Origin of the sequence: Pseudomonas sp. LG1E9 (assembly GCF_003290225.1) — a bacterium.
In the GTDB taxonomy this organism is placed as follows: Bacteria; Pseudomonadota; Gammaproteobacteria; order Pseudomonadales; family Pseudomonadaceae; genus Aquipseudomonas; species Aquipseudomonas cyclaminis.
In genome coordinates this window covers 4190315-4212381 of sequence record NZ_CP029983.1, presented here as the reverse complement: position 1 = coordinate 4212381, position 22067 = coordinate 4190315, and the positions used below count along the sequence as shown (strand labels likewise).

Genomic DNA, 22067 nt, shown 5'->3' with positions numbered 1-22067 from the left:
AAAGTGTGGGGGGCTTGCACCCTCCCACAATTTAATCTAAGTCAGCTCAGAGGTATTTGAGCCACGCCAGATCCCGTCGACGCGCCTTCAACCCGGCAAACCAACGCACCGGCAAGTACAACGCCAGCGGCAGTAACAGCGCCGCCATCCAGACTGCGCCGATGCTGTCGAACCCGAAGTAGTTGCCCTGGTTAAGCCCGAACAGCGCCACACACGCCACATACAGCACTTTCAACACGTACAGGTGCAACAGGTAAAAAAACATCGGCGCGGCACCAAACACGGCCAATACCCCGATCCAACGCTTGTGCCCGGCGCGTTCAAACGCCAACAGCAGCAACAGCCCAATCCCCAGCGTCAACGCCAGGAACAACAACGAAGGTGGGTACTTGGTTACGTTGAAAAAGCTCATCAACGTCTGCACGCCACTCTCATAGGCCTGCCAAGGCTTCTCGCCATAGCCGTTGATTGCACGCAGCGCTACAAACCCTACCAACGATCCCATACCGGCCAGCAACAGATAGCGCTGGCGCACCGCAGGCAAGGTGGCATTGGCAAACCACGGACCGATGCCGTAGCCCAGGGCAATCACGCCGATCCACGGCAGTACCGGATACGTGGTGCGCAGGCGCAGGTCTGCGGAGACCTCGATCCAGCTGCGTTCATGCAGGATGGCCCACACGTCTTGCAGCGCCGAACCAGGAGTGAAGTGCACGCCATCGAGCAGGTTGTGCCCGCCGATGATCACCAGCGCGAGCGCGATCAGCAGCGGTCGCGGCAACCACACCAAGGCGGCGAGGGCGATCATGCTGAGGCCGATCGCCCAGATCACTTGCATGTAGATCACGCTGGGCGGCAGTTGAAAGGTCCAGGCGAAGTTGACCAGGGTGAACTCCAGCACCACCAGGAACAACCCGCGCTTGAACAGGAACGCCGACACATCGCGGCGGCCCTGGTATTTCTGGCCGTACAAAAACGCGGACAGCCCGGTGAGCAACACAAACACCGGAGCACACAGGTGGGCGAGGGTGCGGCTGATAAACAGCGCGGGTTCAGTGCTGTCGATGCTCATCGGGTCGCCGACCTGGCGGTGCAGCAGGAAGGTTTCCCGCACGTGGTCGAGCAGCATGAACAGGATCACCAGGCCGCGCAGGGCGTCGATGGAGAGCAGGCGTTGACGTAGGGGAGCAGCATCAGTCATGGGCGGGATCGCAGGGCAGGGTGGAAATTGGACGTTATCCTATAACATTAACGTGCCCGTTGCCCTCAATTGCTCTCTGATCGGGCTGACGGTTCTGATACCGTCATTGAAAGCGCTATCGGAGCCCCTCGCCATGATCACCCCACAATCCGTCATCGACTTCTGGCAACACGCCGGCCCCAAACGCTGGTTCGCCAAGGACGACGCCTTCGACGCACTGTTTCGCGACACCTTCTTCACCACCCACCTGCAAGCCGCCCGGCGCGAGCTGGAACACTGGTTGGACTCAGCCGAAGGCGCATTGGCCCTGCTGATCCTCCTGGACCAATACCCGCGCAATGCCTTTCGCGGCAGCGCGCACATGTTCGCCACCGACCCGCTCGCGCGCCTGTACGCCCAGCGCATGGTGGACGCCGGGCTCGACCAGCAGGTTGAGCCGGCATTGCGTGCGTTCTGTTATTTGCCGTTCGAGCACTCGGAAGACCCAAAGGACCAGCAACGCTCCCTGACCCTCAACCAGCAGTTGGATGCCAACACCTACCGCTGGGCCAAGGAGCACGCCGAGATCATTCAGCGCTTCGGGCGTTTCCCGCATCGTAATGCGGTGCTGGCCAGGGTCACCACCGATGAAGAGCGCGTTTTTCTGGACAAGGGCGGGTTTGCCGGCTAACCCGGTATTCCTCCCAGGAATGCCCCCATAAAAACCCTGCATTGTCTTTATCCGCGCACATCTCGTAGCGTGAATGCTCATTCAAGGAGATTGCCCATGAGCCAGAGCCCGTTGCGCCTTTACGTTGATTCGCTGTTCACCAGCCCGTACGCGATGTCGGTGTTCGTTACCCTGCGGGAAAAAGGCCTGCCCTTCGATCTGGTTACCCTGGATCTGGATGCGGCGCAAAACCAGACCGCCGATTTTGCCCGGTTATCTGTGACCCAGCGTGTACCGACCTTGGTAGAAGGAGACTTTGCGCTGTCCGAATCTTCGGCGATCACCGAGTACCTGGAAGACGCCTACCCTGACACAGCGGTGTACCCGGCAGATTTCAAGCTCCGGGCGAGGGCGCGTCAGGTGCAGGCGTGGTTGCGCAGTGATTTGCTGCCGATCCGTCAGGAGCGCTCCACGCTGGTGGTGTTCTACGGACGGCAGATGCCACCGTTATCACCTGTGGCCAAAGCGGCCGCCAGCCGGTTGATCACTGGGGCGCAGGCGTTGTTGGCGGGTAATCTGACGCACCTGTTCGGTGAGTGGTCGATTGCCGATGTGGACCTGGCGATCATGCTCAACCGCCTGATCCTCAACGGTGACAGCGTGCCGGCCGAGCTGGTGGCTTATGCCCAGCGCCAGTGGCAACGGCCGTCGGTGCAGGGATGGGTCAATCAGCCACGTCCTGCGCTGTAGCGTTGGCCGTCATTTGTTGCACGCGCCGGTCCAGGTCTTCCCAATCCGCCATGCCCAGCACCCGCGTGGTGTTCAAGCCGCGCAGGTAGCCGCGCAATTGTTGGGCGCTGGCGCAGGCTTGGTCGGCGTCGGCGTTGATGTCCTGCAGCACGGTTTCATAGTCGACCAGGTAATCGGCAATCCGCTCGCGAAACTCCGGCAGGACGGCTTCACGGATACGGTCGAAGGTTTTCTGGTGGGGCTTCATGGCGGCTCCTTATCGGTTTTATCGTGACACTATCGCTTCAGATAATAGTCACCATCACGCATCGCAAGTTCTGTTTTTACAAGGAAAGCGCAAAATCCCTTCATCGAGACGCTGTTCAAGGAAATGCGCGATGAGGACGATGATTCAGCTGGGTTTAATGATTCTGATGCTGGCCACGGTGGCAGTGAACAACGCGGCCATTGCCGGTGAACTGCGTACAGGCCATTTGCTACCCATCGTCGGTAGCGTAAACTCCCTGCAGCACGCGCAGTCAGTGGGTGTGTTGTTGAGCGACAACACCCGCGACAACCTCAGCTACCTCGAACGCTACCACGACATGGCCTTGAATGGCGCCAAGGATGCCCTCGACGGGCGTATCCGCCAGGCGTTCGTCAATAGTTCCGACCCGGAACTGGCCATTGACTGGTTGATGAGTTCGCTGCAAGGCACCTTTTTGTCGGTCACCGTCTACGACAACCTGGATGCCCTGGTGCAGGCTCACCCCGATGTGGTGGTGATGCTCGACACCCATAACCAACTGCTGACCCAGCGTAACGATCAGGTCGAGGCGCGTTTTATTGCGCGGTTCTATGACGCCGACCTGCAATACATCGCCAAGGCCGAAGGCGCGGTGCACAGGCAGGTGCCCTCGGTGTGGGTCCGCAACAAGGCCGCGCCGGAAATTGCCGCGCAGATCGAACAGCAACGCGATGTACAGCTCGATGCCTTGAAGCAGTTTGATGCGTCGCTCAAGGCGCTGGTGCGCGCCAGTTAACGTGAACTTTTACTTTTTTACCGTCAGGATTCTTAATGCGCTCTTTTCTCTTACCGGTCGCAGCCTTGTTGCTGGCCGGCTGTGTGTCCGCCCCCAACACGCCGACCTTGACCCTGCAAACCAGCAAAGGCCCCGAAGCCTATCTGCAATGCGTCCTGCCCAAGCTGGAAAAACACGGGATCACGTCGACCGTGACCCAGAACTCGCGCCACGCCCGCGCCGTGTTGACCAGCAAGATCGCCGCCGACGATGTGCTTGAAGCCTACAAGGCAGGAGAGGGCGGCAAGGTGTTCTTGTATGAGCGCAAGCCGCTGGCGTCGGCACTAACGCCATCGCGGCTGGAATTGGCTGCCAAGGAATGCCAATAACTTCAGGCAACCTGTAGTGAGCAGGCTTGCGCTGGGCTGCGAAGCAGCCCTTCCTACCGGTTGATGTGTACTCGGCCTAGGCTTTGGCTTCGTTGCTGAAGCTGTTGACGGTCTTGACCAACCCTTGAGCCGCCAACGCCACCAACTCACCGCCTTTCTCCACCGTCGCCAGCGCGGGGTCCGAGCCCATGCGTCCATCCGGGAAGCGCGCACGAAAGTCCAGGGCTTCACGGATCGGGCCGGTGTTGGCGATCTGTGGCGCATAGTCTGCTGTCTTGATCGAGCCCGGGTACGCCCATTGCGTCACCGCAATCTCCGACGGCGTGGCATGGCTGCCGTGGCCTACGGGGAATTGGCGGTGGGCCAGGTCGCTGACGCCTTCCAGGTCCCACCAGTTCACCAGCTTCAAGGCGAAGCCGGCTGGGCGGCGGGCGAAACTGGCTTCGGCGTACAACTCGGAAAACGCCGCTTCAATGGTCGCGATATTGCCGCCATGGCCATTGAGGAACAGGATCTTGTCGAAACCATGCCCGGCCAGCGAGCGCACCCAGTCGCCAATCGCGGCGATAAAGGTGGAAGGGCGCAGCGAAATGGTGCCGGGAAAACCCAGGTGATGCTGGGCCATGCCGATATTGAAGGTCGGGCCGATCAGGATGTCGGCGTTCTTTTGTGCCTCGACGGCGATGATTTCCGGGCACATCCAGTCGGTGCCCAACAGGCCGGTCGGGCCGTGTTGCTCGTTGGAGCCGATGGGGATCACCACCGTACGACTGCGCTCCAGAAACTGCCCGATCTCGATCCAGGTCGATTGATGTAGAAGCATGCGAAGCTCTCTTTTATCTGTGGGGACAGGCTAACCGCCACGGATTGTACGACTACTCGCCACCTGTTGGGGTTTGCAATTGAGGTACGTCGAGGACTTCAACCAGCGCTGGTCCGGGTACCACGAAAACATGAACTGCCCATCCTTGAGCTTGTCCACCACCTGGCGCGCCACCTGCGGGCGTACGGCCGGGCAACCCTGGCTGCGGCCGATACGGCCTTCGCGCTTGCTCCACAGCGGGCTCACATAGTCGGCGGCGTGAATCACGATGGCGCGATCACGGGCCTGGTCATTGAACCCCGGCTCCAGGCCGTCCATGCGCAGTGAATAACCGTGGGTGCCCAGGTAACTTTCCTGGGTGCGGAACAGGCCCAGGCTGGATTGATGGCTGCCTTCGGTATTGGAAAACTGGGTGGCGAAGTTTTCCCCGGACTTGGCGCCGTGGGCCACCAGGTCGCGCAGCACCAGGGTTTTCTTGCGCAGGTCGAAAATCCACAAGCGACGGGCGGTCGACGGTTGGGAATAGTCAATCACGGCCAGGCGCTCGGAGCGTTCCTCGCCATTGCTGACCGCGCATTGCATCGCGCTCAGGGCGCTTTTCAGTACAGTGGGGTTGAGTTCTGGAGCCGAGCGCGCCAGGCTGCTATACAGGGTAGGCGGGTTACCGTTGGCGGCGAGCGCAGCATTGCTCAATACAGCCAGACTGACGGCGATCCCCAGGCGGTACATAAAAGTCAGCATCTACAGTACATCTCCCCCACTGTGGATTGGAGCCAAGTCATTGTTCAAAAAACACGCATGTTACTTGAGCATTTGCTTGCTCGTTGCACCATTGGTCGCCACGGCCGACGCGCTGCCGGTGGAGCCGTTGCCGGTCACGACCCCCGCGCCGGTGGACCTGGCCCCGGTGCAACAGGCCCTGGCGCAACTGCCCAGCGTCTGCCCCGGCCTGGCGACGCAGATCGACGCGCCCGCCCTGGCGCGCCTGCAAGCCTTTTATCAGCAACAAGGCGATGCACCGTTATGGTCGGACGAGACGCGCCGCCAAGCACTCCAGACCCAGCTGCTGATGCTCGCCGACGATGGCCTGGACCCCACTCACTATAGTCTGGCCGTGCCACACGCCACGCAGAACGTGCTGTGCAGCGATATCGACAGCAGCCAGCACTACCTGCAAGCCCTGCAGGATCTGCACTTCGGCCGCTTGCAGCAATCGCGTTTCGAACCGCTGTGGCATTCCCAGCCACCCGCCCGCGACCCCGACACCGAGGTGTTGGCCTTTGCCGCCACCGGCCTGCACGACATGGCGCAAGCGTTCGACCAGGCCCGTCCCAGCGCGGATTTGTACCGCAGCCTGCGCAATGCCTATTCCACCGTGCGCCAGCAGCCGTTGCCCCAATGGGATGCGGTTGGCAGCGGCCCGCTGTTGCGTCCTGGCATGGACGATCCACGTGTTCCGGAACTCGCGCGTCGGCTGCACAGCGGAGGCTACCTGCCGATCGAACCCACGGGTGCCAGCAAGCAATACCGCCCCGAACTGGTCGCGGCGGTCAAAGCCTTCCAGGTCAGCCACTCCCTGCAATCGGACGGTGTGATCGGCGCTGGCACCGTGGCGGAACTCAATATCAGCCCGGCCATGCGCCGCGAGCAACTGCGCATCAACCTCGAACGCTTCCGTTGGCTGGCCCAGGACCTGGAGCCCGAGGGCGTGCTGGTCAACGTCGCCGCCGCGCAATTGAGCGTGTACCAGAGCGGCATTCCCGTGTGGCAAACCCGCCTGCAAGTAGGCCGCGCCGAACGCCAGACGCCGCTGCTCAAGTCACGCATCACCCGGCTGACGCTCAACCCCACCTGGACCATCCCGCCGACCATCATGCGCGAGGACAAACTCCCGGCCATCCGCCTTAACCCCGAATACCTGCGCCAGCAAAACCTGCAAGTGCTCGACGCCGAAGGCCATCCGCTGGCGCCCGAGCAGATCGATTGGGCGCGCCCCGGCAATATCCTGCTGCGCCAGGAAGCCGGGCCGCGTAACCCGCTGGGCAAGATCGTAATGCGCTTCCCCAACCCGTATTCGGTGTACCTGCACGACACCCCGAGCCAGCCGCTGTTCACCAAAGGCCCGCGTGCGTTCAGCTCGGGTTGCGTGCGGGTAGAGCAACCGTTGCTGCTGCGCGACCTGCTGGTGAGCCCGGCCGAACGCGCGCGCACCGATGAACTGCTGGCCACCGGCGTGACCCATGAATTCAGGCTGGCCACGCCGGTGCCGGTGCTGCTCGGCTACTGGACGGTCGAGGTCGACCGCCAGGGTGGGCTGGTGTACGCGCCGGATATTTACGCGCGGGACCTGGTGTTGATGAAGGCGATGGGGAGTGTGCTGTAGCGAACGGGCCGCTCACCTCAGGGCTTGTGATGTTTCAGGCGACCAGGCGCGATCAAACAATGGTGCCAACGCCGCCTGATGACTGATGCCAATCACCGTGCAGGCCGGCAGCTGTTCGCGCAGCAGCACCAATAGGGCATGCGCACTTGCCTCGTCCAACTGGTTGGTGGCCTCGTCCAGGTACAGCGTATCCGGCGCATACAGCAGCGCCCGCGCCAGGCCGATGCGCTGCTGCTCGCCACCGGACAGTTCCCGCGCCCATTCGCACTGTTCATCCAAACGCTGCACCAACCCCGGCAACCCCACCTGCAGCAGCACCGCAACCAAGTGGACGCCAGTCGGCACTTCAATCGCTGGGTAAGCCAGCAACTGACGCAGCGGCATGCTCGGCAGGTAAGGCTTCTGCGGTAGCAGCAAACTGCGACCCGGTGGCAATTGCCAGCCACCCCGGCAATACGGCCAGATGCCCTGCAAGGTGCGCAGCAATGTGGACTTGCCGATGCCGCTGCGTCCGGCAATCAACAGCCATTCGCCCTGGGCCACTTGCACCGACACATCAGCCAGCAGCAGGCCCGCGTCCGGGCGCAGTACATCCAGGCCGCTGATACACAGGCAGTCGCCAATCACCGGCGCCTGGGCCTGGCAGCGGCTGGCGGCGATGGCCTGTTCAAACTGCCCCAGCCGTTCCACCGCCGAGCTCCAGCGCATCAGCTTCGGGTACAGCTTGATAAACCAACTGAGGGAACCTTGCACCGCGCCAAACGCACTGCGGATCTGCATCAGGCCGCCCAACGTGATGGTCTTGGCCAGAAACGCGGGCAGGGCGGCGAACACCGGAATGATCAGGCTGACCCGTTCATAGCTGACGGTAAACAGGCTGAGGTTGCGCTCGCGGCCCATCAACTGGCGCCAGTTGTGCGCAATCGCCTGGAACCGCTCGGCCAGGTGCGCGCGCTCCACCGCTTCGCCGCGGTACAAGGCGATCTGTTCGGCATGCTCGCGCTTGCGCAGCAGGCTGGCGCGAAAGTCGGCCTCATAGTGCTGGCGGTCCACATTCAAACGGTGCAGCGGGCGACCGACCCAATGGGTGATCAAGCTGCCGGCCAGGGTGTAGAGCACCACAATCCACACCAGGTAACCCGACAACGTGACGCTGTACTCCCCGACGCTGAAAGTCTGCACCCCAGACAACTGCCACAGAATGCTCATGAACGCGCCGACCTGGGCCATGTTGATGATGAACGACGCTACCAGCTCCACGCTCAGGTCGGCGACGATATCCACGTCCTCGCTGATGCGCTGGTCGGGGTTGTCTGGCTCGCCGCTCAGGCCCAGGCGATAGAAGGCCTGGTCCGCCAGCCACGCGTGGGTGAACTGCTCGGTCATGGCCTGGCGCCAACGCAGCACCAGCGCTTTGCGCACCCAGTCCAGGGCGACGACGATCAGCACGTAGGCGCCCAGGTAAATCACATAGCGGCCCATCAGCGCGTACAGCGCAGGCGTGTCGAAGGCGCCGAGGGTGTCGTAGAAACTCTTGCTCCAGGCGTTGATCAGCACGTTGATCTGCACGATCAACAGGCCCATGCCGATGATGCTGGCCAGCATCAGCCAGCCCAGCCACTGCGAGCCCTGGCGCCAGAACGGCGCGGCCAGGCGATAGAACGTACGCAAGCTCTTCACGGCGCATCCGCCTTGGGCAGTACGCGCAGCAGCACTTGGTTATTGGGCGGGAACATCTGGCTGGCCAAGGGTTTGAGTAACTCCAGGCGTAGGCCGTCCGGCAAGCGGGCCTGGCGGCTCAGGTAGCGCGGGTCTTGCCATTGGCGTTCGCTGAGCAACAGGCGGCGCCATTGGGTGGTGGGGTCGAGCAGGCGTTTGTGTTCCTGGCGGCGCAGTTCCCTGCGTTCGCCGACGACCCAGTTGGCATCCACCGAACCGCCCAATTGCGCCAGGGTTTGCTGGGCCAGCGCCCAGAGTTCCTCGGCGCGTTGGGGGTCGCAGGTGAAGCTCAATTGGCTTTCGATACGCTGGGTGTCGGGGTTCAGTTCGCTGTCAAAACGTAGGCGATAGACGCCGGACGCTTCGCCGCGCAGGCGTTGCTTGAGCTGCTGGTTGGCCAACTCACGCAGGGCGGCGACACGGGCCGCCGCTTCGGGCGTCCAGGGTTGTTCGCTGAAACTGCTGGCTTCGAGCACCACCCGTGGCTCCAGAGCCACGGCGATGTCGATGCGGCGTTGACCGGGTTTTTGCAGGGCAGGGCGGCTGGGTTGGGCAACGCCACGGGGGATATTGGCCAGGTGTTCGCCCACCGAGTTTGCCAGTTGCACAGGGTCCACGTCCGCCATCAGGTAGTAGCTGACCGGGGCCTGGGTGAGTCGCTGCCAGTCTTCGGTCAGGGTGCCGGCTTGCAACACCTCCAAGGCCTGTTGATCCGGCGCTTGCCAGGTGTCGGCGCCGTAGCGCAGTTCACGTCGGGCGGCGGCGATGGCGTCCGGGCGGGTGCTCACGCGGGTCAGCAAATCATCGCGGGCAGCGCTGAACAGCTCGTCATCGATTGCTACGCCAACCTGGCTCTGGCGATAGCTTTGCAGCAGCGTGGTCAGTGCACCCATCGAGGCTTTTGACGTGGCGCTCAGTTGCAGGCGTGTGGCGCTTTGTTCAAGGCTCAAGGTTGCCTTGTGCTGTTTGCGCCACGCCTCCAGGCCTGGCGCGCCACTCTGGTTGCCCAGTTGCGCAGCCATCTGCAGGCGCCAGGCGGGTACGTCACGGCGCTCGTAACCGGCGGCCGATTCGGCTTGCAGGCGCCATTGGCCGTCTTCGGCATTGCGGCGCAGCCAGACCAGCCGATCACCGTTACTCAACTGCCAGTGCTCGACCTTTTCAGCGCTAAAGCTGCGCTTGCCGATCACCGCGCCCGGCGTGCCCGCCGTTGGCGGTGTGAAGGTGGCAATGGGCGGTTCCGCCGGTGCGGCTGACTGTGGCGCAACCAGCGATGAGTGGGCAATTGAGTCACGCAACTGCTGCACATCGTCCACCGTCGGCAGGCGTACTACGCGGTTGCCCGGCGCAGTGAATTGCAGCACTTGGTCGGGGCTGTCCAGCCAACGTTGCAGGCGGGCATCCAGGGCCGCAAGGTCGATGGTGTCCAGCGATTGGAGCGTACGCCGGGCGATCTGATGGGGCGCGACGACAGGGCGGTTCTGCACCGCGGCATCGTTGAGCGAGGTCACCCATTGCTCGAAGGTGCGTGATTCGTCCTTGGCCAGCATGCCGTCTGCCAATTGGCGGATTTTGCGCTTCTCCCGGTCCAGGTCCTGCGCAGTGAAACCGTGTTGGCGCAAACGCTCCAACTCGGTCAGCAGTTGCTTCAAGGCTTCATCATGATGAGCCCCGTCAACTGCCGCCGCGACGCCCAGTACGCTGGAGTATTCGCCGATCAAGGTTTTCTGTGCGGTCAGGCTGCGCACGCCGGCTTGCAGAGGCTGGCGGCGCAATTGGGTCAACAGGGCCGACAGCGCCATGCGGTCGATCAAGCGCTCGCGGGTGGCCTCGGCCGTGACGCCACGGCTGTCCGGTTCATGCAGGCGAAACAGCAGCGACACCTGGTTGCTGCCGGTCTGCGGGTCTTGCAGGCGGAAGATTTTCAACTGGTTGTCGAGGGGCAGTTCGCGGTGTTCACGCTCGGGCAATGCCTCGGCGGCGGGCGCGCCGAAGGCCTGCTGGATCTGCTGTGCCAACTGCTGCGGTTCGAAGTCGCCGACCACCGACAACACCATGTTATTGGGCACGTACCAACGCTGTTGAAAACGCTGCAACGCACCAAGCGAGGCCTCGCGGATCGCCGTTTCATTGCCGATGGTGCGATGTTGCGGGTAACGCGACCCGACCCGTTGGGTGGCTGCGCGCTGGTCATTCATACGCTGGGCCACGCCAAGGCCGCCGCGCCATTCTTCAATGACGATAGGCCGTTCGCGCTCAAGGTCAGCGGCGTTGTAATCACCCGCGAACACCAGCTGCGCGAGTTTCGACAGGGCCACCGGGGTTTGCGTGGTCCCGGCCATGGGGCTGAGCAGGTACTGGGTGCGGTCGTAGCTGGTCATGGCGTTGAAGTTGCGGCCCTGCACCCAGCCCAGCGCCGTCATCTGCGCACGCAGGTCGGTGGTTTGGCCGGCGCGGCTGCGGAAGGTCAGGTGTTCGAGCATATGGGCCACGCCCACCTGGTCGTCGTCTTCATCCACCGAGCCGGCGCGCACGGTCAGGCGCAGGTCCAGGCGCCCGGTTTGGGTACTGTCCTGTACCAGGCGGTATTCCAGGCCATTGGCCAATTGGCCGCGCACCACCTGCGGCGCCCACGGCAGCGGTGCCTGGGTGACGGGCGATGCGCAGGCGCACAGCAGCAGCGGGCCGAGCAGGCCTGCAAGTAATTTGTTCATCAGGGGTTCCAGGCTAATCAGGTGGCAGCGTTAGAAGCGGTAGCCGACTTCGAGCCAATATTGGCGGCCGACTTCATAGGTGACGGTGGAGCTGCCACTGCCGACGATCTCGTTGACGTGGTCGGTGACGTTGGTGATGTCCACGGCGGCGAACAGCGCTTGTTCCTTGCCCGTGGGGATTTCCCAGCTGACACGCATGTCCCAGGTGGGTGCCGCCTTGACCTTGGCGGCCTCGTACACGGCGAGGTCCTCGCCATTGACGGTTACGATTTCGCTGCTATCAATGATCTGTTCGTAGGCCCCGCGATAACGCAGGAAGTTACTCAGGGTGAGGTTCCATTGCGGGATCTCGGTGATGGTCGTCAGGCGGGCTGTCCAGGGGCGATTGAAGTCGCTGGCGGGCAACTCGCTGTAGGCGATGCGCTTACCGTCGTACAGCACGTCCTCATTGGCGTATTGATCGGCGGTGATGCCTGATTCATAGGTGCCGTAGGCGTCTTTGGTGCGCGACCAGTCAAACGCCGCCTGTACGCTGGTGCGTGACCCCAACCATTGGAATTCGTGCCGTGGGGTAATACTCAGCGTGACGTTGTCACTCTCGCTCGACGCGTCGTTGGTGTAGGTGTAATAGATGCTGTCGAAACCGGCTGCGGGGCCCAGCCCAAGCACGCGGGAGGAGGCCCGGCCGATCTTGTCCTTGCCGTCGCGGTGTACGTATTTGAGACGGAAGTCGGTGTCGAGCCAGACCTGGTCAAGCCCAAGGGTCCATTCATCGTCGTACGGCACCTTGAGGTCGGAGAACTTGTTCAGGTTCTCCACCTGGGTGGCCGTCCATGCACCGCCTTGAGTGGTGCGGGTGTAGCGGGTATTGAAGCCTTGGCGACCTTCGGCCAGGCGGTACTTGAACAGGTTGCGCCCGTAGTAGCGGTTGGCGCCGAACACCAGCACGGTGCTGCGATCACCAAAGAAGTCGTAGTCACCGGAAAAGCGCGGCGCCAGGTTCTGCTTCTGCATGTAGTCATCGCCTTCCAGGCGCAAGCCTGGGCGCAGGCCGAGTTTGCCGATCTGCAGGTTGTCGTGGATGAAAAATGCGTACTTGTTTTCGGTCAGGTCCAGCTTGCCGGCGCCATAGACGTTGCGGGCATTGGCCCATTGACGGGTGTTGCCATTGCGCAGCAAGCCGATGGAGCACAACGGGTCATCATTGAGGCAGGTGGCGATGTTGTCGCGGCGGGTGATGTTGACCGAGGTCGCTTCGGTTTCACGCTCCCAGGTCGCCTGGTTGCGGGTCAGCTCCATGCCGGTCACCACGGCATGTTCGGCGCCCGCCCAGCGGAACCCTTGCCAGTCGGCCTTGAGTTTGTAGTTGATGCCTCGCTGGGTTTGCGTGAGGTTGCCGTAGGAGCCTTCGCCGCTGCGTGAGGTCGCGGTGGTGGGCAGGCCCCAGTTCTTGGTGCTGGAGTAATACCAGGCGATCGCATCGTTGGACTCCGACTCCCTGGAACTGTTGAGGTCGGTTAACGCCAGTGTGTGCGACCAGCGTGCTGAATCGCCTTCCCACACTGCCTTGAGCGACCCTTGCCAGCCGCCGTTGATATTGGTGAAACCGGAGTTTTTGTAGTTCTCGCGAAAATAGGTGTTTTCCTGTGGCGCCTTGATGAACGAGCCGTCCAGACTCAAGCGCTCGTTGACGTTCCAGTACGCCTTGAACATGTAGTTGTCGAGCTGCCGCGTCTGGTCTTCGCGGTTGTCGCCATTCGGGCTGTTGTAGCCGTCTGCATACTTGTTGAGGGGGATCACCGAGCGCTTTTGCGAGAAGCTCACGATGGCGCCGAAGTCGTCGGTGAGGTGGCCTTCGAGCATGCCGCGCACGGTGGTTTTTTCGAACTCGGGCTGGTACTGCTCGTTGGACGCGTTGTCGAAATTGGCCTGGTCCTTTTCGGTGGTGTGGTAACTCGTCCACGCCGAACGGCTCATGGAATAGGACAGTTTGCCGTGCAGGTCCTGGCTGGGGCGACGGGTGATCGCATCGACCACGCCGCCGTTGAAGCCACCGTATTCAGCCGGCACGTTGCTGTCGTAGACCTTAACTTCCTGCAACAGGTCGGCGTCCAGGGCAATGCCGTGGGAGCGACTGGGCGAAGCATCGAACTGGCGGGTTTCGCCATAGCCGTGGGCGCCGGGGTCGAGGTCGTTATTGATCGAGATGCCATCGATCATGAAGTTGTTCTGGTAGAACTTGGCGCCGTTGATGCTGATGTCCGCGGGGTCGATTTCGCCCGGCGCATTGGAATTTTGCTGGGCACCGCTGAACTGCACGCTGGGGTGCATTTGCAGCAAGGTGGTGATGTCGCCGTTGGCGCCGGGGAAGGCCTGGATCGCCTTTTGATCGATCACCGTGGCGCCCTGGAACGAGTTTTCTTCGGTGAAGCCCAGCACGACCGTACTGTCCAACATCGTCGGGCCGCCAGCATCGGCACTGGGCAAGCGGTGAAACACCAGAGCACCGTCCTGATAGCCCCAGCCGATGCCGGTGCCTTGCAGCAGGTACGCGAGGGCTGCGTCGTTGCTCATGTCGCCGTTCACACCGGGGGAACTCACACCCTTGAGCAGTTGCGGATCGACGCTCACTTGCTTGCCGCTCTGTTGGCCGAAGGCAATCAACGCGCCGGCCAGGGCCTGTGGCGGGATGTTGAAGCCGTGGGTCGAGGCGGGCGTATCGGGTTGCGCCAGGGCCAGCGGCAGCGGGCCAAACGCGCAGCACAGCCCGAGCAGGCCGGCGGCGGCCCCTTTCTTCAGGCGCAGCGGCCACGTGCCCGGCGTACCGAACGTGTGAAGGGTGTGTGTCATGCAAAGATCCCCGCGCCGGCATAAAAACCGGCCAGTCAATGAATACGAATAAATCTCAATTGCTGCGCGCGGGACAGAAGACGGGACAGCGCGGGGGATTTTCAGAAAAAAGCTGAAATATTTTTAAAACACGGGAAATTACTTGCTCAACACCAGCAGCCACGGGCTGTAGGCGCTGACTTTTGCGCCGTAGGGTTGCAGCACGGCCTGAAGCGCCGCTTGGGGTTTGCGCAGGTCGTAGACGCCAGTGACCCGCTGCGCACCCAGTTGCTTATCGCGCAGCACAATGATGGCCGGGGTGTAGCGGCGCAGTTGCTCCAGCACCTCGCTGATCGGCAGGTCATCGGCAATCAACTGGCCCTGACGCCAGGACGCGGCCTGGCTGGGAGCAAAACCGCCGAGTTCGGCACGCCCGGCGCGCAAGGTGAGGCGCTGCCCCGGCACCAGGCTGGCGAGCGGGCGGCGGGCTTGTGCATCGTTGACATTGACCGAGCCTTGTTGCACGGCGACGCTCGGCTCATCCGGCGAGGCATCGACGTTGAACGCGGTGCCGGTCACGGTCACGCGCAGTGTCTTGGTCAATACATGAAAGGGTTTGCCCTTGTCCGGCATCACCTTGAAAAACGCCTGGCCGGTCAGCAGTCGCACATCGCGGTGATTGCCGGCGATATCCACCACAATCGCCGTTTGGCTGTCGAGTTGCACCACGCTGCCGTCACTGAGGGTGATGTCGCGGGTTTCACCGGCGCCGGTACGGTAATCGGCTTGCCAACGCAGCAGCAGGTTTGGCGCCAGCGCGACTACCAGACAGGCTGCGATGGCGGCGGCGACCCAGCGTCGAACCCGGCGCGGGCGGGCAGCGGGGCGCGGCATAGGCGCTGCGGGTTGTGGAATGGGTTCAGCGGGCGCTACTTGCCCCGTCAACTGCCACACACGTTCAGCCTGGCGATAGGCCTTGGCATTGGCCTCGCTGGCGGCGCACCAATCGGCCACTTGCCCACGCAGGTCCGCGTCCAGCGGTGCCTGTTGCACGCGCATCAGCCAGTCCAGGGCCTGGTCGCGGCGGGTGTTGGCGCTATCCTCAGTGGGCATGAATGGAGCATCTCCGCAGGCAAAAAACGGCGGGCAGGATCCCATGGATTCACCCTTCACCGCAAAAGACGCATCAGCCGCGGTTTTTTTCAGAAACGTCTCGGTGCGATCAGTCATCGTCCGTCCCCAGGCAGTCCATGCAGTGGCGCAGCGCGTCGTGAACCAACTGATGCACCAGCGCCGTCGACACCCCAAGCTCTGCCGCGACCTGCTGCAAGGTCAAGCCACCCAGGCGATGCATTTCAAAGGCGCGGCGGGTGCGTTGCGGCAATTGGGCCAGGGCGCGGGAGACGGCTTGCAGTTCGTTCTGGCTGCTCACTTCACGTTCGGGGGAGGCGCTGCTGGAGGGCAACTCGTTGAGCAGTTCGTCGCCACCGGGCTGCACCCGTTCGGTGGCGGTGCGGCGCGTCAGGTCCAGGGCGAGGTTGCGCACGATGCGGTACAGGTAGCTGGCCGGGTGGCGAATATCGGTGTGTTCATCCTGGCCGCTGAAACGCAACCAGGCTTCCTGCACCACGTCCTCGGCGCGGGCGCGGCAGCCCACGATGGGCGCGGCATAGTCCAGCAGCGCGGCCCGGTGGGTCAGGTAAAGCTGGAGTTTTTCATCCGCCAAGAGAGTCAGCTGCCTGCGCGCGACCGTGCCGCGTGGCACAGACTGGGAAGTGAGAGGGCGCGGAGTTTAGCTGTGGTTGATAATGGTTATCAACAACTGGATGGTTTTTGTGGCGCAGTCATCAATGGCGCAGGTGGGTGAGGAGCGCTTCAACCGCCTGCGTCGCACTGATCCGGGCGGTGTCGAGCGTCAAGGGCACTTCATCCCAAGGCTCGTATTCGTGAGTCGATACCGATTGCCAGCTCGGTGGAATCAGCCCTGGAATATCGCCCTCACGGCTGTCGACGCGGCGTTGGTGTTCACGCGTATTCGAGCAGACAAGCTGGATATCGACCAACGCCACACCCGCTGTTGCGGCGGTGACTCGCCACGCTGCGCGGCTTTCCTGCACCGGGTTCACGCAGTCGGCGACCACCGTGCGCCCCAATTGCAGGTTGCTCAGCGCCAGGGCATTCGCCACGCCGTAGCCGCTGGCGCCCGGCGCCACGCCCGCATCGCGAAGGGTTTGCTCGATCACATCGATGCGCAGGTAAACCGCAGCGATCCGGCCTGCCAGTTCACGGGCAATCGTGGTTTTGCCGGTGCCGGGCAAGCCGCTGAAGACGATAAGCATGGTTCGGTCCTTCGATAGGTCAGTGGGGCGGGTTCAGGGTATCCTCCAGTTCCCCCACAGGTCGACCCCAGGACACTCCATGCCCTTGCAGTTCGTAAAAATGCACGCCCATGGCGACGACTTCATCATCGTCGACCGCCGTGGCCTGGATGACCCGATTACCGCGCAGCTCGCCCGGCGCCTGGGCAATCGCCACACCGGCATTGGCTTCAATCAACTGGCCGTGGTGCTGGATTGCGAAGACGCCGTGGCGCGTATCAAGTTCTGGAACCCCAACGGCACGCCGCTGCAAACCTGCGGCAGCGCCACCCGCGGCGTGGCCGACCGTTTGATGCATGAAACCGGCAGCGATTCGGTGGTGCTGCGCACGGACCGTGGCCTGCTGACCTGCGTGCGCGAGGCGGGGCGACGGGTGTCGGTGAACATGGGCGAGCCGTCGCTGGACTGGGCCTCTGTACCGCTGGCCGAGGCCATGGATACCTGCACCTTGCCGATCGAGGGGAGCCCGGCGGCGTGCAGCATGGGCAATCCCCATTGCACGTTTTTTGTCGACGACATCAACGCCGTTGAAGTGGCCGCAGTGGGCCCTGCGCTGGAAATTCATCCGCTGTTCCCGGCCGGGACCAATGTGCATTTTGTGCAGGTGCTCGACCGTGGGCATATCCGCCTGCGCATCTGGGAGCGTGGCGGTGGCGTGCCGCTGGGGTCGGGTTCGTGCTGTTGCGGGGCGGTGGTCAATGGCATCCGGCGTGGCTTGCTGGATGCCACGGTGCAGGTGCAGTGCGATGGCGGCACGGTCACCGTGCACTGGACGGGCGAGGGCGGCGTGGTGTTGACCGGCAGCGTGGAGCCGGTGATGCAGGGCAGTGTCTATCTGTCTTGAAGGGCTACCGGTTCTGAAACTTCACCGTAAACGTGGTACCGCCCGTGGCGCAGGAACGCACCGCCACATCGCCGCCATGCACCTTGGCCAACTCGCGCACGATATACAGGCCCAGGCCCACGCTGCGCACTTCGCTGCCCTGGTCGGTGCCACGGGTCATAGGCTCGAACAACACCGCCAGCAAGGCCTCGGGAATGACCGCGCCGTGGTTATGCACGGCCACTTCGCATGCGCCGTTATCCAATTGCGAGGTGATGGTGATCGGTCGTTGCAGGTCGCCATAGGCCACGCTGTTGGCTACCAGGTTGCCGATGATCTGCTGCACGCGGTCGGCGTCCAGGCAGGCGTCGCCAGTGCCTTTGGCGGTATGTTCCAACGTCGCCTTGGGGAACGCCACACGCAGCTCGTCCACCGTGCGATGAATCACCTCATGCAGGTCCAGTGGCGCCGCCTTGATGGTGATGCCTTGGCCGACCCGGGCCTGGGTGAAGTCCAACAGGTCGGCGATCATGCGCTGGGCACGTTCGGATGATTGGCCGATATGCCCGAGCAGCTGGCGTTCCTTGGCGGTGCGCTCGCCACGGCGGAGAAAGTCCGACGCCATGCGGATCGCCGTGAGCGGGTTTTTCAGGTCATGACTGACAATCGCGACCATCTGCTCGGCAAACAGCGCACGGCGCTGGGCAATCGCGTAGGCCTCGCTCAGTTCAGCCTGGGCCCGTTGCAGCGCCAGTTCGGTGGCGCTCTTTTCCTGCAACAGCGCTTCGGCCAGGTTGCGTGCGTTGAGCAGCTCGCGTTCGTACTTGTCACGGTCGGTGGTGCCGAACAGCGCCAGGTCGTGCACTACCGCGCCGGCCTGTTCGCGTTTGTTGGCGTTGAGCAGCACGGTCACCTTGTGGCCGTCGTGGTGCAGCATGTCCAGCTTCACTTCGGTGACGCTGCCGTGCATGCGCAGCATCGGCGCCAGGTGGGTCTGGTGGAAGATCCGCCCGCCGATGGTCAGCAGGTCCTGGAAGCGTTGGCCGCACAGCTCGGCGTTGCTGAACCCCAGCCAATCACTGAAGCGCGCGTTGGCCTGCAGGATCGTGCCGTCTTGCGTGGTGACGGCCAGGGCGCAGGCGGCGCTGTCGAACAGCTCAGTGGGCACGGGCCACCGCCCACGGCGTGAGGAACGTGTCCATGGCCGCGGCGCAGGCTTGCGGCGCGCTCATGTGCGGGCAGTGGCCGACGTTGTCCACCAGGCAATAGGTGCTGTTGGGCAACACGCTGTGCAGGTATTCGCCCACGGCCACCGGGGCGATCAGGTCGTCGCTCGATTGCAGGATCAACACCGGGGTGGTCAGGCCAGTCACGTCCTGGCGGTTGTCGGACGTGAAAGTCACCCGCGCAAATTGCTTGGCGATGTCCGGCTCGGTGCGGCAGAAACTCTCGGCCAGCTCCTCACTCAGCGCAGGTTGCTCTGGCGTTCCCATGATCACCGGGGCCATGGCGCTGGACCAGCCGAGGTAGTTGCTGTCGAGGGTATCGAGCAGGTCGTCGATATCACTGCGCTTGAAACCGCCGACGTAGCCATCGGTATCGATATAGCGCGGTGAGGGGCCGATCATCACATGGGCGGCGATCCGTCCCGGCACCAGGCGATCGGCGAGGGTGCCGATCATGGCGCTGACCGAATGCCCCACCAGAATCACCGGCCCTTCGGCGTAGGCGTCGATGATTTCATTGAGATCGTGGGCGTAGCCTTCCAGCGTGTTGTATTTGGTCTTGTCGAAGGCGTCCAGGTCGGAGAGCCCGGCGCCTACCAAGTCATACATCACCACACGAAAGCGCTCTTTGAATTGCGGCGCGAGGTAGTTCCACATGGCCTGGTTGCAGCCGAACCCATGGGAAAACACCAGGGTCGAAGTCCCGCAGCCCATCACAGTGACGTTGTTGCGGTGGCGTAGGTCCATGAGGGTCTCAAAGTTATGGCGTATTGCTATGTGTGCGGCAGTTTAAATAGTCACCGCTGTGAGGTCACGTGTTATAGCGCTGATAAGGTAAAGTCGGCGCCTTCAGGAAGAAACTTCAGGTAACAAACATGATGCGGTGGTTGCGGCACTCTCTCTCGGTTCTGCTGGTACTGGTGCTCGCCAGCCTGTCAATCATCGCCCAGGCTGACACTTCGCCGATTGGCGTCGCCCTTGATCAGCGGGTCATCGACCTCACCAACACCCTCGACGCCAGCACCACCACTCGTCTGAAAGAGCAGCTTGCCGCCCTCGAACAGCGCAAGGGCGCCCAGGTGGCCGTGTTGCTGGTGCCCTCCATTGGTGCGGCAAGCATCGAGGATTACGCCAACCAACTGTTCCGCGCCTGGAAACTGGGGCGCAAGGACGTCGACGACGGCATCCTGTTGCTGGTGGCCAAGGATGATCGCAAGGTGCGCATCGAAGTGGGCTATGGCCTGGAAGGCACCGTCACCGACCTGTTGGCCCACCGCATCATCGAGGAGCACATCACGCCTGCGTTTCGTCAGGGCGATTACGCGGCGGGTATCAGCCAGGGGGTGAATGATCTGGTCGTGCTGGTAGACGGCGGCGAGCTGCCCGCCGTGGCAGGGCCTGGCGTCAACCCCCAGGCGATGGCGGTGCTGCTGGCGTTTATCTTCGGTGCGATTGGCGGTGTGCTGGTCGCCGCCCGCCAACTGGGTTGGCGCCGAGCATTGATCGCTGCGCTGGCGGTCACCGTACTGCTGACGACTTTCAGCGGTGGCCGCGAATGGCCGATGTTCCTGTTCGTATTGCCGCTGACGATATTGATCGGCGGCGCCACCTTCGGTGCGTTGTGGCTGGCGCGCACGGCGTTCTACTGCGTGATGGCCGTGCTGGTTTATGTGGTCGGGGTGGTGGTGGCGGACCGGTTTGTAGCGGTCAGCTTTGTCCACTGGCTGCTGTGGCCGTTCGGTGTGGCGTTGATCCTCGGGCTCTACGTGGGGTTGTTTTTTGTCATCAGGGAATCGTGGAAAACCCGTCCGCGTTTCTTCTTCGTGCGGGCGCTGGCGGCGGCGGCGATCTACGTGGCGGCGGGCGTGCTGCTGGGGCACGGTTATCAGGGCTGGATCATCGCGATCCCGGTGGCTTCTTTCGCAGCGTTTCTGCTGTTTGTGCAGAGTGTCTCGGGGGGCGGTTCGGGTGGTGGTTCAGGTTCAAGCTCCAGCAGCTCCAGCTCCAGTTCCAGCAGCAGTTCGTCGGGCGGCGGTGGGTCCAGTGGCGGCGGCGGGGCGTCGGGGAGCTGGTAAGGGCGAATGTTCTTGGCACTGGCGGGGGACTTTCTGTTCGTGAAAGTTACAGCTGCTTAGTCAGAAATATGCGGCTGCTGCCTTCCGGCGCGCAGGGTATTTCCCCAAACCGCACCCACCCATTTTTCTCGTAAAAGCCTGGCGCCTGAAAGCTGATGGTGTACAGCACGGCATTCAGGCAACCCCGGCGCCGGGCTTCGTCTTCGAAGGCTCGCAGTAGCTGGCTGCCCAGGCCTGTGCTGCGTAGCGCGTCGGGTAAGTGGAACAGGTCGAGGAAGGCCATGCCAAAGGACGTTCTGCCGGTAATGCCTCCCAGAATTTCCTCGGTGTGTGGGTCTCTGACGAGTGCCGTCAGAGGCCGCCGGTCGTTGAAGCCCGTGATGTCCTTGTTGAATGCAGCAAGGCCGGCGCCGAGCAGGCGTTCGACATCGGGCTGGGGTAGATCGCTGATTTCAATGAGGGGGGTAGTCATCATGGCTTCTCGCGGTTTTTAGGCTCGCACCCATCCGCCCATGTTATCGGACTTGATCTCGAAATCTATTGCCTCGCGATAAGGATCGCCGAGAGGGGCGTATTGGCCATTCCCGGCTGCCTGGGTGGGCTGCCAGCTTTGGGTAGCGGGATCGAACATCTCTGCGTCATCCCCGGCCGTTTTATCCAGCGAGTTGTGCATGGGCTTATCGTTGTCGATTCTGCTCGCCATATTGCCTAGCAGTATTTGCGAGAGCGAGTAGAAACGCGAAGTGTCGAGTGGCTTGCCTTGCGGTCGCGGAGTGAAGTGTTCAACGTCATTTTTGTCCGGTTTGTCCAGCGGGTTGGGCCGAGGCGTGTCGTTATCGATCCTGCCCGTACCCGATGCCTGGAACATCGAAGAGAATGTACTGAAACCATTGATTGAAGACATGACTGAACCTCTCTGACGGTAAAAAAAGGGCCCTTCGGACTCAGGTCTGACGGGTCGTTCCAGAGACTATCGAGCCCTGCCAGGCCGTTCAAGAGAGCTTATTTTCAGGTGTGTAACCGGTTAAAACCGCTTTGGACGCCGTTCGAAAAATAAGCGCTGTGGCTGTAGGTTCCGTCCTGGCGTTGGTGCGCAATCTCGGTTTT

21 protein-coding genes are annotated in these 22067 nt (G+C 62.5%); 7 read left to right on the top strand and 14 right to left on the bottom strand.

The window, feature by feature from the left end; genetic code table 11:
* Positions 1-46 precede the first annotated feature (46 nt).
* Positions 47-1201 (bottom strand): DUF1624 domain-containing protein, encoded by a 1155-nt coding sequence (locus DNK50_RS19100; RefSeq protein WP_112195800.1) that lies wholly within the window; start codon positions 1199-1201, stop codon positions 47-49.
* A 133-nt stretch (positions 1202-1334) separates the two neighbouring features.
* Here DNK50_RS19100 and DNK50_RS19095 point away from each other — a divergent pair, with 133 nt between their 5' ends.
* Together DNK50_RS19095 and yfcF are read left to right on the top strand one after the other, a co-directional pair.
* Positions 1335-1871, top strand: a complete 537-nt coding sequence (locus DNK50_RS19095) for a DUF924 family protein (RefSeq protein ID WP_112195798.1) — start codon at positions 1335-1337, stop codon at positions 1869-1871.
* A gap of 96 nt (positions 1872-1967) precedes the next feature.
* Entirely contained in the window at positions 1968-2600 is a 633-nt protein-coding gene (gene yfcF / locus DNK50_RS19090; protein ID WP_099586923.1) for a glutathione transferase, read from the top strand.
* Here the strand turns inward: yfcF and DNK50_RS19085 are convergent.
* Positions 2575-2847, bottom strand: a complete 273-nt coding sequence (locus DNK50_RS19085; protein WP_099586922.1) for a hypothetical protein — start codon at positions 2845-2847, stop codon at positions 2575-2577. The genes yfcF and DNK50_RS19085 overlap by 26 nt on opposite strands.
* 130 nt (positions 2848-2977) lie before the next feature.
* On the opposite strand from DNK50_RS19085, the gene DNK50_RS19080 reads away from it, so the two are divergent.
* Entirely contained in the window at positions 2978-3622 is a 645-nt protein-coding gene (locus DNK50_RS19080; RefSeq protein ID WP_112195796.1) for an ATPase, read from the top strand.
* A gap of 35 nt (positions 3623-3657) precedes the next feature.
* Entirely contained in the window at positions 3658-3990 is a 333-nt protein-coding gene (locus DNK50_RS19075; protein WP_099586920.1) for a hypothetical protein, read from the top strand.
* A gap of 76 nt (positions 3991-4066) precedes the next feature.
* Here the strand turns inward: DNK50_RS19075 and DNK50_RS19070 are convergent, their stop codons facing one another.
* Positions 4067-4813: a creatininase family protein gene (locus DNK50_RS19070; RefSeq protein WP_112195794.1), complete on the bottom strand. Its 747-nt coding sequence runs from the start codon at positions 4811-4813 to the stop codon at positions 4067-4069.
* Positions 4814-4843: 30 nt separating this feature from the next.
* The gene (locus DNK50_RS19065) at positions 4844-5554 is read right to left on the bottom strand and encodes a murein L,D-transpeptidase catalytic domain family protein (RefSeq protein WP_099586918.1); all 711 of its coding nucleotides are present in this window, start codon (positions 5552-5554) and stop codon (positions 4844-4846) included.
* A gap of 40 nt (positions 5555-5594) precedes the next feature.
* Here DNK50_RS19065 and DNK50_RS19060 point away from each other — a divergent pair, with 40 nt between their 5' ends.
* Positions 5595-7196, top strand: a complete 1602-nt coding sequence (locus DNK50_RS19060) for a murein L,D-transpeptidase (RefSeq protein WP_099586917.1) — start codon at positions 5595-5597, stop codon at positions 7194-7196.
* A 12-nt stretch (positions 7197-7208) separates the two neighbouring features.
* Here the strand turns inward: DNK50_RS19060 and DNK50_RS19055 are convergent, their stop codons facing one another.
* From DNK50_RS19055 to DNK50_RS19030, 6 genes are all read right to left on the bottom strand, one after another.
* On the bottom strand, positions 7209-8876 hold the full coding sequence (locus DNK50_RS19055) for an ABC transporter ATP-binding protein/permease (RefSeq protein ID WP_112195792.1): 1668 nt from the start codon (positions 8874-8876) through the stop codon (positions 7209-7211).
* A complete protein-coding gene (locus DNK50_RS19050) occupies positions 8873-11629 on the bottom strand; it encodes a M16 family metallopeptidase (protein WP_112195790.1) in 2757 nt (918 codons plus the stop codon). Before DNK50_RS19050 ends, DNK50_RS19055 begins: the two co-directional genes overlap by 4 nt.
* 30 nt (positions 11630-11659) lie before the next feature.
* Positions 11660-14479 carry a TonB-dependent receptor gene (locus tag DNK50_RS19045; protein ID WP_112195788.1) on the bottom strand — a complete coding sequence of 940 codons (2820 nt, stop codon included), beginning with the start codon at positions 14477-14479 and terminating at the stop codon, positions 11660-11662.
* 138 nt (positions 14480-14617) lie between these two features.
* Complete coding sequence (locus tag DNK50_RS19040) at positions 14618-15571, bottom strand: FecR family protein (protein ID WP_256595304.1); 954 nt, start codon at positions 15569-15571, stop codon at positions 14618-14620.
* A gap of 109 nt (positions 15572-15680) precedes the next feature.
* Positions 15681-16184: a sigma-70 family RNA polymerase sigma factor gene (locus DNK50_RS19035; protein WP_099586913.1), complete on the bottom strand. Its 504-nt coding sequence runs from the start codon at positions 16182-16184 to the stop codon at positions 15681-15683.
* Between the two features lie 121 nt (positions 16185-16305).
* A complete protein-coding gene (locus DNK50_RS19030; RefSeq protein WP_112195787.1) occupies positions 16306-16797 on the bottom strand; it encodes an AAA family ATPase in 492 nt (163 codons plus the stop codon).
* Positions 16798-16876: 79 nt separating this feature from the next.
* Between DNK50_RS19030 and dapF the strand changes: the two genes are divergently transcribed.
* Positions 16877-17680: a diaminopimelate epimerase gene (gene dapF / locus DNK50_RS19025; RefSeq protein WP_112195786.1), complete on the top strand. Its 804-nt coding sequence runs from the start codon at positions 16877-16879 to the stop codon at positions 17678-17680.
* Between the two features lie 4 nt (positions 17681-17684).
* Here dapF and DNK50_RS19020 read toward each other — a convergent pair whose 3' ends face one another.
* Entirely contained in the window at positions 17685-18827 is a 1143-nt protein-coding gene (locus DNK50_RS19020) for a PAS domain-containing sensor histidine kinase (protein WP_112195785.1), read from the bottom strand.
* On the bottom strand, positions 18817-19632 hold the full coding sequence (locus DNK50_RS19015) for an alpha/beta fold hydrolase (protein ID WP_112195784.1): 816 nt from the start codon (positions 19630-19632) through the stop codon (positions 18817-18819). Before DNK50_RS19015 ends, DNK50_RS19020 begins: the two co-directional genes overlap by 11 nt.
* Positions 19633-19760: 128 nt before the next feature.
* On the opposite strand from DNK50_RS19015, the gene DNK50_RS19010 reads away from it, so the two are divergent.
* Positions 19761-20960, top strand: a complete 1200-nt coding sequence (locus DNK50_RS19010; RefSeq protein ID WP_112195783.1) for a YgcG family protein — start codon at positions 19761-19763, stop codon at positions 20958-20960.
* Positions 20961-21006: 46 nt separating this feature from the next.
* Here DNK50_RS19010 and DNK50_RS19005 read toward each other — a convergent pair whose 3' ends face one another.
* Together DNK50_RS19005 and DNK50_RS19000 are read right to left on the bottom strand one after the other, a co-directional pair.
* Positions 21007-21432: an N-acetyltransferase gene (locus DNK50_RS19005; protein WP_099587034.1), complete on the bottom strand. Its 426-nt coding sequence runs from the start codon at positions 21430-21432 to the stop codon at positions 21007-21009.
* Positions 21433-21450: 18 nt separating this feature from the next.
* Entirely contained in the window at positions 21451-21864 is a 414-nt protein-coding gene (locus DNK50_RS19000) for a hypothetical protein (protein WP_112195782.1), read from the bottom strand.
* Between the last annotated feature and the right edge of the window lie 203 nt (positions 21865-22067).

Coding starts and splice junctions, on each gene's coding strand:
- DNK50_RS19100 (WP_112195800.1), bottom strand. CDS start 1,201: ATGACTGATGCTGCTCCCCTACGTCAACGCCTGCTCTCCATCGACGCC.
- DNK50_RS19095 (WP_112195798.1), top strand. CDS start 1,335: ATGATCACCCCACAATCCGTCATCGACTTCTGGCAACACGCCGGCCCC.
- yfcF (WP_099586923.1), top strand. CDS start 1,968: ATGAGCCAGAGCCCGTTGCGCCTTTACGTTGATTCGCTGTTCACCAGC.
- DNK50_RS19085 (WP_099586922.1), bottom strand. CDS start 2,847: ATGAAGCCCCACCAGAAAACCTTCGACCGTATCCGTGAAGCCGTCCTG.
- DNK50_RS19080 (WP_112195796.1), top strand. CDS start 2,978: ATGAGGACGATGATTCAGCTGGGTTTAATGATTCTGATGCTGGCCACG.
- DNK50_RS19075 (WP_099586920.1), top strand. CDS start 3,658: ATGCGCTCTTTTCTCTTACCGGTCGCAGCCTTGTTGCTGGCCGGCTGT.
- DNK50_RS19070 (WP_112195794.1), bottom strand. CDS start 4,813: ATGCTTCTACATCAATCGACCTGGATCGAGATCGGGCAGTTTCTGGAG.
- DNK50_RS19065 (WP_099586918.1), bottom strand. CDS start 5,554: ATGCTGACTTTTATGTACCGCCTGGGGATCGCCGTCAGTCTGGCTGTA.
- DNK50_RS19050 (WP_112195790.1), bottom strand. CDS start 11,629: ATGAACAAATTACTTGCAGGCCTGCTCGGCCCGCTGCTGCTGTGCGCC.
- DNK50_RS19045 (WP_112195788.1), bottom strand. CDS start 14,479: ATGACACACACCCTTCACACGTTCGGTACGCCGGGCACGTGGCCGCTG.
- DNK50_RS19040 (WP_256595304.1), bottom strand. CDS start 15,571: ATGCCCACTGAGGATAGCGCCAACACCCGCCGCGACCAGGCCCTGGAC.
- DNK50_RS19030 (WP_112195787.1), bottom strand. CDS start 16,797: ATGCTTATCGTCTTCAGCGGCTTGCCCGGCACCGGCAAAACCACGATT.
- dapF (WP_112195786.1), top strand. CDS start 16,877: ATGCCCTTGCAGTTCGTAAAAATGCACGCCCATGGCGACGACTTCATC.
- DNK50_RS19015 (WP_112195784.1), bottom strand. CDS start 19,632: ATGGACCTACGCCACCGCAACAACGTCACTGTGATGGGCTGCGGGACT.
- DNK50_RS19010 (WP_112195783.1), top strand. CDS start 19,761: ATGATGCGGTGGTTGCGGCACTCTCTCTCGGTTCTGCTGGTACTGGTG.
- DNK50_RS19005 (WP_099587034.1), bottom strand. CDS start 21,432: ATGACTACCCCCCTCATTGAAATCAGCGATCTACCCCAGCCCGATGTC.
- DNK50_RS19000 (WP_112195782.1), bottom strand. CDS start 21,864: ATGTCTTCAATCAATGGTTTCAGTACATTCTCTTCGATGTTCCAGGCA.